Annotated in this window: 6 protein-coding genes; all 6 read right to left on the bottom strand. The window is 42.3% G+C overall.

Going from position 1 to position 11,891, the window contains the following annotated elements:
• Nucleotides 1–116: 116 nt before the first annotated feature.
• Nucleotides 117–416: a type II toxin-antitoxin system RelE/ParE family toxin gene (locus tag KI659_RS01890; protein WP_213943642.1), complete on the bottom strand. Its 300-nt coding sequence runs from the start codon at nt 414–416 to the stop codon at nt 117–119.
• A complete protein-coding gene (locus KI659_RS01885; protein WP_213943641.1) occupies nt 406–645 on the bottom strand; it encodes an addiction module protein in 240 nt (79 codons plus the stop codon). Before KI659_RS01885 ends, KI659_RS01890 begins: the two co-directional genes overlap by 11 nt.
• A gap of 428 nt (nt 646–1,073) precedes the next feature.
• On the bottom strand, nt 1,074–3,134 hold the full coding sequence (locus KI659_RS01880) for a M13 family metallopeptidase (RefSeq protein WP_246535253.1): 2,061 nt from the start codon (nt 3,132–3,134) through the stop codon (nt 1,074–1,076).
• A gap of 208 nt (nt 3,135–3,342) precedes the next feature.
• Entirely contained in the window at nt 3,343–6,297 is a 2,955-nt protein-coding gene (locus tag KI659_RS01875) for a glycosyl hydrolase 115 family protein (RefSeq protein WP_317195905.1), read from the bottom strand.
• Nucleotides 6,298–6,384: 87 nt separating this feature from the next.
• Entirely contained in the window at nt 6,385–8,328 is a 1,944-nt protein-coding gene (locus KI659_RS01870) for a RagB/SusD family nutrient uptake outer membrane protein (protein ID WP_213943640.1), read from the bottom strand.
• Nucleotides 8,329–8,334: 6 nt separating this feature from the next.
• Nucleotides 8,335–11,439 carry a SusC/RagA family TonB-linked outer membrane protein gene (locus KI659_RS01865; RefSeq protein ID WP_213943639.1) on the bottom strand — a complete coding sequence of 1,035 codons (3,105 nt, stop codon included), beginning with the start codon at nt 11,437–11,439 and terminating at the stop codon, nt 8,335–8,337.
• Nucleotides 11,440–11,891 lie beyond the last annotated feature (452 nt).

Raw genomic sequence — 11,891 nt, 5'->3', positions numbered from 1 at the left:
CGTCGCTTCGTTATTTCTAAACTCCTAAACCAGGTCGATATAGACCCATAAACCATTTTATCGGCGCAAAAGGATTATAAATAAATGAAATAATATAAATTACTGATTTGTATAGGCTACAATCTCTTTTTCCACTTCTTGGGGTGCTGATTTGTATTAAAAACGGAAATAACGTTGATATCAATGTCGTCTACTAGATACAATACTAAAAAAGGAAAACGACTCAAAACAAATGCTCTGACTTTATTTTTATAATAGACCTTATAGGTTAGCGGATTTGAAGAAATGACCTTTTTTGCATGATCTAGAGCTTCTAGAAATTCTTCTCCTAAACCTTGCTTTTGCTTTTCATACCAACTATAGGCCTCCATTACATCCATTTCAGCTTCTTCGGAAAGCTGGTAGTTATAAATCATCTTCATGACGCTTTCTAACCCGGTCCTTTACTTCATCCCAAGATGAAAAATGCATCTGGCCCTCCTCATATTTTTTAAGCCTTAAATCTAATTCTTTCCTTTGGGATTCACTTAATTCCAAAGAGTCCTCATGTTGTTTTTTCAATTCTTGAAGCTGTTGTAAAACAGATTTATCTTTAAGGTCCTTTACCCAATGTATAAGGTCAGTTTTAACAGTTTTGAGATCCATGGTAAATGGGTTTAGTATAATTAAAATTAACGAAATTGCTTAATTATTGATTCAATTCTAAAAAGTAAAAATACTTAAGCAGTTTAGAAGGTTATTTCCCCAAAACCGCTTCGCGGATCGGGAGGGTTAGAAGGTTAGATTCAGTCCATTTCCAGAGCTTGGCGTCCTTTGCCAACCTTTTTGCGCCCTTTGCATGCACTCCGGTAGGCGGGCGTGAAACTACCGCGATGCAGTCAAGCCAAATCCCTCTCGTCGCTTGCGATTTCTAAACCCCTAAACCAGGCCGCAGGCCGCCTAATCCCTTAACCCCCGGAATTTCTTCGTGCCTTTGCGCTTCCGTGGCAAATAACTTTCACTCTTTTGCTATAAAAAAGGCCTGACCAAAACCGATCAGACCTTTTATAATAAACCTTAAAAACGATAAAATCTTACCAGATTCTAACCCTGTCCTCAGGGGCTTTGTACATGCCGTCGCCTTCCTGTACATTGAATGCTTCATAGAAGGCATCAATGTTCACCAATGGACCGTTTCCGCGGTACATGGCTGGGGAGTGAGGGTCAGTTTGGATCTGGGTTCTTAGAGCTTCTTCTCTGCTTTTGGTCCTCCAGATGGTAGCCCAAGAAATAAAGAATCGCTGCTCCGGAGTGAATCCGTCAATGCTTTCTGGTCTGCCGTGCTCCTCCAAGTGTCTTTTTAATCCGTCAAAAGCCACCAATACACCACCAAGGTCACCGATGTTTTCACCCAAAGTCAAGCTTCCTTTTACATTCACACCGTCTAATGGCTCATAGGAATCGTACTGGGCAACCAATTGACCGGTTCTTTCTTGGAAGTTTTCCAAATCTTCATCCTGCCACCAGTTTCTCAAGTTACCCTGAGCATCATATCTGCTACCTTGATCATCAAAACCATGGCTGATCTCATGTCCAATCACACCGCCAATACCACCATAATTCACAGCAGCATCAGCTCTGTAATCATAAAATGGGGGCTGAAGGATACCGGCAGGGAACACAATCTCATTCCAAGTTGGGTTATAATAGGCATTCACCGTTTGAGGGGTCATAAACCACTCATTCTTGTCAATCGGCTTACCCAGCTTAGAGATATTTTCATTGAACCTGAATTCAGAAGATCTCATCACGTTATCAAAATAACTGGCAGTTTCAGGATTGCCGTCTACTTCTAGGTCAGCATAGCTTTTCCACTCATCAGGAAATCCGATTTTCACACTGAAAGTACCAAGCTTTTCGAGGGCTTTCTCCTTTGTCTCATCAGTCATCCAGTCCAGGTTCCTGATTCTATCTCCCATGGCCAACATAATGTTGTCCACCATTTCTTGGGCTTTTTCTTTTGCTTCTTGTGGGAAATATTCCTCTGTATAAAGTTTTCCGATGGCCTCCCCGGCAGCTCTTTCAGTAGTAGCCAACACTCTTTTCCATCTTGGTCTCATCTCGTCGGTACCCTGAAGTTCCTTACCGTAGAAATCAAAATTATTCCTTACAAACTCATAGCTCAGGTATGGAGCAGCACTGTTGACCAAGTTCCACTTTAGGTATTCCTGCCAAGTGGAAGCCGGAACTTCCTGCATGATTTTCTCCACTTCCTCCATAAACTTCGGAGTCGAAACGATCACCTCATCCGTGTCGGCATTCAGTTCGTCCAAATACTTCTTCCAGTCAAATGAAGGCGTCAACTCATTCATTTCACTTAGGGTAAACTTGTTGTAACGGCCTTCCGGGTCACGCATTTCAATTCTGGTTTTGCTGGCCTTGGCCAATCTGGTTTCCAGATCCATGATACGCTGAGCGGCACCTTCTGCATCATCCACTTTGGCTAGCTTCAATGCTGAAGCTACATGCTTTTGATATTTTTGGCGGAGGTCATTAAATTTCTCGTTGTCCTCCACATAATAATCTCGGTCAGGTAGGCCAAGACCGCTTTGCGAAACGTAAAGGGCCATTCTTTCAGAGTCCTTCAAGTCGGTGTTTACACCCAGACCAAAAAATGCTCCTCCCCCTCTTTTTTGCTGCTTGGCCATATAGGCCTGAAGGTACTCGGCTGAATTTATCTTCTCGATCTCTTCAAACCAAGGCCTCAAAGGCTCTATGCCTCTGTTTTCAGCCAGTGTGCTATCCATACCGATCTGGTAGAAGTCGGCCGCCTTTCTCTGGTCAGAGCCTTCCTGGAATTCTTCACTATCGGAGGCTTTTTCGAGGACTCTTAACACTGCCTCATTGTTAAATTCGCGAAGCTCGTTAAAGCTTCCCCATCTCCCCTGGTCGCCCGGGATCTCGGTTTTTTCTAGCCAGCCACCGTTGACAAACTGGAAAAAGTCGTCCTGAGGGCGGGTGGTAGAATCCATGTAGTTCAAATTGATGGCTTGCACTTCCCCTCCCCTTTCGGAAAGGGCTGACTGCTGGGAACAGCCCGCCATCACCATCCCGGTAATGACAGCGCCAAAGCCCAAATAATTAAATCGGTTCATAAGTTATATTTTGGTTATTTAATTCTGGAAGCCAATTTAATAAAAAAACCCTGTTGACGCTAATGGGATTATTTCAGAGGTTTTTAGGCCATATAAGAAAAAAACTGGGTAAAGATGTCATCTTTACCCAGCATAAATTTAATAGGTTAATTGAGATCGGCCTTGTAGCCAATTCCTCCGAGCTAATTGGTAATACCACGTACTGTTCTTACAAAGCAGGTTTCACAAAATTACTTTCAGGTGGACCCAAATAACTTGGCTTCATTCCCCCTGCATCAATTACGAATTTTTGGAAGACTACTCCGGTGTCTATCATCCAGATCTTTAAGGTATGTTTACCTGGTTGTTTGATTTTATGTTTGGATGTAGAGACCTTAATATGATCAGCTACTGACTTTGTCCACCAATCTGCATATTTATGATCAGGTTTGATTTCGCCTTCGTTCATATTTACAATCTGAGGCTCTTCATCGTCTATTGAGATGGCAAATTTTAACCCACCTTGTTTTTTAAAATCTTGAGTTGGGGAAAGGAAAGTATGAATGGTAATTTCTCCATCATCAAAAACCGTAAATTCATATTCCAATCTTGGAGATTCGGTACTGAGTTCATGTCGAGGCGCATTTACCGGTTCAATAATCATAGAGGAATGGGTTCGGCCAAGGTTAGGAACTTTTGTCCAATGAATAGGCAGTGCATCTATTTTTGCTGTATAATTGGCCGCTTCAATAGAAACATATCCGTTATTTTCTATAAATCCAGATGCAGTTGGAAGGTTGTTCCGAACAGGAACTTGGATTTCATACTCTTTGCCTGCTCCCTTGATAATAATTTCCCCGGCAACATTCTCTTGGTTAGGAACTTTTTCCCAATCGATACTTACAAATACTTTTTCATCATATTGCAAACTACCTTCCTCCCTTGATAATTTTATCCAATCTTGTTTGGCTTCAAGTGAGTAGTTCAAATTGCCTTCCCCCATATTGAAAATATCTATATAGTAAGTCTGCTGGTTGAGAGGATCAAATTCACTGAAACTTTTGCTGAATAGTGGATCACTTTCTACACTAAAGCCGCCCCATTCGACATCCGACCCATATTCTAAGCTAAAGCCTAATTGTGGTAAACTAGCTGTATGGATGTACGAAATAGCTGGCATTACATTCGTACGGGGGTGATTCCAACTGGTATACCCGATATGGGTTTGCGACATCATATGATTCCATTTGCCATCTTCCAGATCTTCATGAAACTGTCTGGTAAGTTCGGCATCATAGGCAAACAATTCCTTCACTCTCTCAGCATATTTATTGGCCGAAGCCCTACCCTGTTGAGCGTATAACCTGTTTTTACCAGTAGCTATATACATTTCGTTTATATTGCTGCTCATCTCTACCGGAGACAGCACCAGCTGATAAAAAGCAGATTTATAACTTTCGGGTAATTTGCTATAGATAGTATTACTTCTTTCCAGAAGATTTCTGTACTCATCTAATATCCTATCTGCCTCACGATAGTTTACCAAGCTATAGGTGCTAGGTTCTAGCATCTCTGGGGTTCGACGGGCATTGTATTTCGTATACAAAGCCAGAATTTCAGCTATTTCTTTAGCATACTCATCCCCAAATTGCTGTTTAGCCCAATTCACATAATAGTTTGGCAAATCTTCAGCTTGGATTGCTTCCGTTTCCCAGGCCAAATCCAGAAAGAAGCTAATTGGCAGCTCCATGGGTTTTATATCTCCTACGTTGGCTATCCACAGTTCTTTGACTCCTGCCTCATAAGTATGCTTCATTTGCTCCCACACACGTTCTAATTGGGTGACATTGTTCCATCGGTATGACACAGGCGCTCCCACATAATCAAAGTGGTAATACATCCCAAATCCACCGGGGTGGCTTTGATCATCTTTCTTAGGCAGATACCGTATATTTCCCCAATTGTCATCACTGAAAAGAATGGTAATATCATCTTCCACCCGCATCCCTTTGTCGTAGTAATCCTGCACTTCTTTATAGATAGCCCACACTTGGGGAGTTTCGTGGGCAGGTTTACCTGTGACGTCAGTAATGATATTTCGCTGATCTTCAATTATAGTTTGCAATAAATCCACAGCAGTTTCCTCAGACATTCCCTCATCACCATCACCACGCATACCCATGGTAACTACACTTTCATAATCTCCCATACGCTCTATGCCACCGCGCCAAAACTCCTGCAGTTGTTCTTTATTGGTCTCATAATTCCATTCGCCACCCCCGAACCTCTGCCATTCGTGGTGGGCGCGCATCATGGGTTCGTGGTGGCTGGTAGATATTACAATGCCGTATTCATCTGCAAGTCGGGCATTTTCGGGATCATCATCTGCAAATGCGGTGGGAAGCCACATGGCCGGCCATAAAAAATTGGCTTTGTTCCTGAGAAGCAGTTCGTAAACATTTTCATAAAATTTATGATTAAAACCTCCGAATTTTTCTTTAGCCCAATTCCTCAAAGCCGGAGCTTCATCATTAAGAAAAATCCCTCTGTATTTGACAGATGGGCCTCTGGAAACATGTCTGCCATTTTTTATAAATAGTTGTTCACTTTTTTCAACCGGCACATCCGCCCACCAATACCAAGGTGAAACCCCAATTTTTTCAGATAGGGTAAATACGCCAAAGGCCGTTCCACGCCTGTCACTTCCTGCTATAACCAAAGCCCTATCTACACTAGGAAAAGGATTTTCGATAGTTTGAATTATGAAATTTTCCCAGTTATTTATGATAGGATTTACATCCAGCTTCTCTGAAGTAATCAGCTGATCAATAAAATGGCTGTTTCCGATAGTCCCTACAATTATCAGGTTGTTATCGAGGTATTCACCTGAGGATATAATCTTAGGTTTTTGATCGGTAACTTTTTCAATATCGCTAGCTAAAAATTGAACAGATTTCTGTACTAGCACATTGTCTAATGTATCAAATAATATTTTGGTTGAAAAAGGATCATTCGCAATTGAAAAATAATCTTCATTTTCTTTCTCGTTACTTATTACTATTTGAGAATGTACAAATTGGGGTAAAAGTAGAAGCAGTAGAATAGTCAGTAATCGCATCTTATTATTGTATTTTTTGAATAAATGCTTTTTAGTCAGCCGTGAAATGATGAATATTGAATACACGGCATCAGGTCAATAAAAAAGCATGATAGAAAAATTCATCTCTATCATGCTTACTTTAACAATAGGTTTAATATTTATAGGTTTGAATTAATACCCTGGATTCTGATAGGCAGCCCTATCACCTTCCATAGCATCAATCTGGCTTTGAGGTATTGGCCTCAGATAGTGGTACGGCTGGATGTTTCTGGTAATGGTTTGCGCCGTCACGTCTCCATAATTTCTTCCGGCTATCTGATAGGTTCTGGACAGCTCCTCCCATTTTTGAGTTCTGATAAGGTCATACCAGCGGTACCCTTCACCATAAAACTCACGGGAACGCTCTTCCAGGATATAGTAGATATCGATGACGGCCGGAGTGGCTTCCATCATTTCACCACTACGATCTTCCAGCCTTTCTTGGTTGTTATGATTATCCCAACGCCAAACACCCGCTCTTGCCCGAAGTACATTTACTAGGTCACGTGCGCTCTGAGGTCCAGAAGCTCCCATCACTGCCGCTTCAGCTGCAATCAAGTAAAGTTCTGAAAACTTAGCGATGTTGAAAGGTCTGGTACTTCCCGCATTTGGTTGACCTAAACCGTCACCACTGTCAGTTCTATATGGACCTAATTTCCACAAACCTGGGTATTTCATTCTACTGATATTGCTTGGCGCAATCACGAAATCGGATCTTCCCGGCAATATACCTGCACCAATATTCCCACCTAATCTGATGTCAGAAGGATAATCGATAGGTTGATCAGGCTCTTCATGAAGGAAAGTAAGTATAGGGTCTCCAGGTTGAACCGGCAATAAATTGGCATTATAAACCGGCCCACCAATAACTGGTGCAACATCCGTATTAGCACGATAAACGGTAGTAAATGTACCATCGTATCGAGAGTCATTTGTTTTGTCAGCAAAGGTGTTTGTAATAGCTCCGATGGTTGGAGCCATACGGGTCCATGGTCTACCAAGGGGCTGAACGGCCTCTCTTCTTACAGACTCTAGATCATTAGCCCAAGTAGAATTGGAAGAACTGCTTCTTATTACTGGATAATTCCAGGTCATCATCCAGCCGGCAAAGTTGTCTGGTGCTTCACCATTGCCCCAGGTAAGGCTACCAGCGTTATAAAACTCACTGGTTTCTGTATGATCGGCATAGAGCAACAATTCACTGTTTCTATCATTCGGTGCATAGTTTACATCAAAGAAGGTTTCCTGCAACCTGAACGGACCCGGGTTATTTATCGCTTCAAGAGCAATATCATAAGCCTGCTGGTAATACCACTGGGGGGATTGTCCATCAGGATCTACACGTGGAGTTTCCGGATAAGTAGGAATATTGTTGGGGTTTTCAAGCCACCATGCATAAGTGAGATATGCTTTGGCCAGGTACAAGCGGGCCAAAGTTTTGGTCGCCGTTCCGGTAAGTCGGCCTGTCTCAGGCAAATCCTCTATCGCTCTGATCATATCGGGGAATATTCCCCTTGTATATACTTCAGGAACCGTGTTTCTGGTAGACACTCTGGTTGGGGCTACATTAAATTGCAGCTCACCTGCACCCAAATCCAAGGGAACGCCTCCGAATGTCTGCACCAATAGGAAATAATCAAAAGCCCTGAAGAATCTGGCTTCAGCAATTAAAGCATCTGAAGTTCCTACTTCTGATGCGAACTCAATGATCCCACTTGCGGTATTGATATTCGAAAAAGCGGCCCCCCATAATGCATCTGCCCTACTACTATTAGGATCAATTTCACCTTGGCCGCTAAGATCCATTACCAAGAAGTTTTGGTCGGCACTTTGGGCATAGGTAACTTCATCTGTACCTGTCAGGGTTGTGTTATAATAATAAGCCTGACCATAAATATAGCGAAGGTGGGCATACATTGATGTCAATCCACCCTGTATTCCTTCTGGTGTCTGGAAAAAGCTGGGCTCAAATCTAGCCCGTGGCGTTTCATCCAGAATTTCAGCACAAGAAACAAGTAAAAGTGCCGCCAACAGCAAACCTTTCACTGGATTCAGATATATCTGTATCTTTTTCATAATCGATTAAAATGTCAAGTTAACACCCACTATAAAATTACGAGTTGCCGGAGAATTAGTGCCGATTGTAAGCAATCGACTTGGCATTGAACCTTGTACGGCTGTATTCTGATCTGCAAACGAATTTGTTTCTGGATCCATGCCCGTTTCTCTGTTGAATGGAGAGAACAGAACAAATGGATTCTGAACAGCACCATATATTCTAAACCTGCTTATACCGGCGGCGGTCATCCAATTGCCAGACTGGTCGAAATTGTACCCAAGTGTAATGGTTCTAAATTTCAGATAGGAGGCATCAAAATATCCCAAGGTACTTCCATACTTTGGATTATCACCTGAAGCTAAGCCTCCTGGAGCAGGGTATCTTGCTCCTGTATTTTCTGGAGTCCAATAATCAACACTTACATTGTTTCTTCGACCGTTGAGCATATTGAGGTACCCTCCGGAAGAGTGAAGATTACTGATAAGTACGCCCCCACTTTGGAAAGTACCTACTATGGTCAAATCAAAATTCTTGTAGCTAAGGAGGGAATTAAAACCACCCATAAAGTTGGCCTGTAAATCTAGGATCTGACGGTCATCCGGTCCTATAGCTCTCAATGGCACCCCCTCGTCGTTATATTCTCCGGTGTATTCTACTTTGATCATTCCCGGGTTTCCTCCTGGCTCTAGGATATCCTGGTGAGGATCACCTTCCTGCCAAAGCCCTACATACTTATGATCAAAAATCACGTTGATTGGATGTCCTACAAACCACCAGTTGCCTTCATCTCGGGTTTGTCCGGAGGAAAGTGCCAATAGCTTGTTACGGTTGAGATACATGTTGACTCCAGCTTCCCAACGCCAATCACCTCGCTCCATAAGAAGACCGTTTAAAGCCAGTTCCACCCCTCTATTTTGAGTTTCACCTATATTAGCCGTATAACTACCCACGCCGGCAGTAGCAGGCAAACCAACATTTAAAAGAATATCTCTGGTATGGGTGTTGTAGAATTCCAAACTACCTGTCAAACGTCTGTTGTAAATATCGAAATCAACCCCGATATTCCATGTCTCTGAGTATTCCCAGCCTAGGTTTGGATTTGGAAGGGTGTTTACAAAATATCCCATGCTGTAAGTATCATCGCCAAAATTATATGGCCTGGTACCTAAGCCTCCGAGGGTTGCATAAGGTGCAATCGCTTGGTTGGAGGTTTGTCCATAACCCACACGCAGCTTTAACATATCCACATTGGCTAAACCACTCATAAACCCTTCTTTACCTAAATTCCAGCCTGCGGAAATCGCCGGGTAAGTATGCCAATTGTAGCCCGGGGCAAGCCTCGAGGACCCATCTGACCTTACAGTCGCTGATATCATATACTTATCATCATACGAGTACATTACCCTACCCATATAGGACATCAACCCCCACTGGTTGTAATTTTGGTCATTAGGATTGATTTGTATCTCGTCAGCTGCATAGCCTATATTATAGAACTGAAACTGGGAAGAAGGAATATCACGCCCCCACATTCTTGTGCTATAAAAAGTATTTTGTTCTGAAGCGTAGAGCCCTGTTACATTTATAATATGTTTGTCTGCGATTATTTTGTCATAAGTAAGTAGGTTTTCCATTAGCCAGTGATAATTATGGGAATTACCTACCGCAGCGGTAGAAGGCGTAGCGGGATTTGGATTGTTAATACCTACACCGGTAAACTCCCCTTGATTACTTTGACGGTAATTTAAACCTAGATTTGCACGATATTTCAAACCATCCACCCCAGGAATTTTTGCCTCTGCATATATTGCATTAAATGTTGCAAATGCCCGGGTTTCATTTAGCCATTCGTCTTGTGCCTCTCTAACACTATGTCTGGTCATAGCCCAAGGCTCATCCAGTGGCATCCCGATGGTTCTTCTTCGGGTACCGTCAGGATTGAATGGACTTGCTATCGGAGACATACTAAGTACACCGTATAACCCAATTTGTGAACCTTGGGTTTTACTATAATTACTATTGGAGTTAAAACCAACCCTAAGGAAATTCCCGATTTCTTGATCCACTGAAGCTCTCATGGATATCCTGTCAAACTGTTGCGTAGGCACTACTCCCTCATCATGATAATACCCCAATCCAAAACTATATGTGCTTTTTTCTCCTCCACCGGTGACATCTATGTCATGGTTGGACATGGTACCTGTCTGATAAAACTGATCCTGCCAATCTGTGCTGACATCATTGGACTCATGCGGGCCGTTGGTAAACATACCTGCAGCTTCTCTCATCTGGATAAACTCGTTGGCATCCATCATGGGATAGGGAGAGAAAACCGTTTTGGGACCATGGAAAGCGCTATAACTTACCCTAGCTTGCTGACCTTTATAACCACTTTTAGTCGTTATCAAAACTACCCCGTTAGCCCCTCTGGATCCATAAATAGCTGTCGCAGAGGCATCCTTCAAAATATCAATACTTTCTATACTTTCCGGATTAATGTCCCCTATTGAACCTGAGAATGGAATCCCGTTCAATACCAATAAAGGGTCATTGCTGGCCGTAAGGGATCTGTTGCCTCTAATACGGATTTGCTGCGTGGCCCCAGGCTGGGTAGAGGATTGCGAGATATCCACTCCTGGCAGACGCCCTTGGAGACTTTCCGTAATGTTACCGGCAGCTACTTCCCTTATTCTTTCCCCACCAATGGACGCAACAGATCCTGTCACAGCTTCTTGCCTCATAGTTCCGTACCCTACTACCACTACTTCATCCAAGGAACCCATATCCTGCCTCAATTTAATAGTAATGGAAGACCTGTTTCCGACTTCTATTTCTTGAGTACCAAATCCAACAAAGGAAACCACCAAGGTAGCTCCCTGCTGAACTTGTAATGTAAATGCTCCATCCATATCGGAAATCACACCATTGTTGGTTCCTTTTTCCAATATAGATGCACCTGGTAGGCCTAAGTCTTCATCATCAAGGACAACCCCTGAAACCGTTACACTTTGAGCCATTGACGTGAGGCTGATAAAAAAGAATACCAGCATGCCCATTATCCCAATAAGCCGACTTCGGGACTTCCCTGAAGGAACTATTCGGATAATCTTGGTAGATTTTAAATCCATACGCTTGATTATTTAAGGGTTAGTTAATTGAGTTTGATCAACACTTTCAATCTAACCGATAAATATGGCTAGGATTGAAGAATCTAATAAGGTCTAAACCTCCAAAAAAAAATCCTTAAATGCAACCGATTGCATAAATTTTTCTGCCCAAAATATTACCTAACTACTAAAATCCATAAAAACGCCATTTTAGAAGAAAAAAAATTTGATTTTACCCTGGAAACACTTAACCTTACTAATTGACTGCGCACACATAAAAACAGCCCATTTACTATTGAAAGCAAAACTCTTCCACATTACTCAGAAAATTTGATGAAATGCAGAAAATTTCTATAAGAGAATTTGGAAAAGGAAAGAAGATGTAATCGATTTCATTATTTTGCCTAAAATACACAACCGGATTTAATCAGTCGAGAATATTCCGGCTAGGTGAGGCATGGGTATAAGCTCAG

It is taken from the genome of Litoribacter ruber, assembly GCF_018449405.1.
In the GTDB taxonomy this organism is placed as follows: domain Bacteria; phylum Bacteroidota; class Bacteroidia; order Cytophagales; family Cyclobacteriaceae; genus Litoribacter; species Litoribacter ruber.
The sequence above is the reverse complement of the archived record's forward strand: the minus strand, read 5'-3'. Positions and strand labels throughout refer to the sequence as shown.

Excerpts from the sequence above, each read along its gene's own strand:
- KI659_RS01890 (WP_213943642.1), bottom strand. The coding sequence starts at position 416 with ATGATTTATAACTACCAGCTTTCCGAAGAAGCTGAAATGGATGTAATG.
- KI659_RS01870 (WP_213943640.1), bottom strand. The coding sequence starts at position 8,328 with ATGAAAAAGATACAGATATATCTGAATCCAGTGAAAGGTTTGCTGTTG.
- KI659_RS01880 (WP_246535253.1), bottom strand. The coding sequence starts at position 3,134 with ATGAACCGATTTAATTATTTGGGCTTTGGCGCTGTCATTACCGGGATG.
- KI659_RS01885 (WP_213943641.1), bottom strand. The coding sequence starts at position 645 with ATGGATCTCAAAACTGTTAAAACTGACCTTATACATTGGGTAAAGGAC.
- KI659_RS01865 (WP_213943639.1), bottom strand. The coding sequence starts at position 11,439 with ATGGATTTAAAATCTACCAAGATTATCCGAATAGTTCCTTCAGGGAAG.